Here is a 471-nt window from a genome sequence, read left to right as displayed (position 1 = left end):
TTTCAGGAACATTTAATTATTTAATAACCCTAACAGGAGAATGTAATACTACTATAAGCGGAAAGATCACTTCATTATGTGAGCCCATTACAGGTGTAATAAAAATCATTAATGAGCCAACAACACCGATCAGCTATCCATTTCAGTTTTCAGACTCCGGCACAGTTAAATTAGCAGCTTGTACCAAAACAGGATTTCCTAATACATTTTATGCGGCAACAGCAACATTAAGTGTTGGTACTGTACTTTATACAAACGAAGCCCTAACAATTGCTTTGCCATATGGAAGCTTATGGTATAAGAACCAGGCCAATGGGTCCTCATACAAAGTAGACAGTTCCGGAAAAATAGTCACGATTAGTACTTGTGGTTCAGGGTCTGATCCTGATTCCGGCCCTGGTTATGCATTTCAATTTTCACAACCCAGACTCAAAAGAGACTGTGGAGCGACTACTTTCCCGGTAACCTACT

Annotated in this window: 1 protein-coding gene; it reads left to right on the top strand. The window is 39.5% G+C overall.

Annotated features, from left to right (window positions below; translation table 11 throughout):
• Positions 1–471: hypothetical protein (locus tag DMB68_RS23480; protein WP_165830199.1), on the top strand; the 471-nt coding region annotated here is incomplete at both ends.

Source organism: Flavobacterium hydrophilum, assembly GCF_003202405.1.
In the GTDB taxonomy this organism is placed as follows: domain Bacteria; phylum Bacteroidota; class Bacteroidia; order Flavobacteriales; family Flavobacteriaceae; genus Flavobacterium; species Flavobacterium hydrophilum.
Note: the sequence above shows the minus strand (reverse complement) of the source record. Positions and strands in the feature narration are given on the sequence as shown.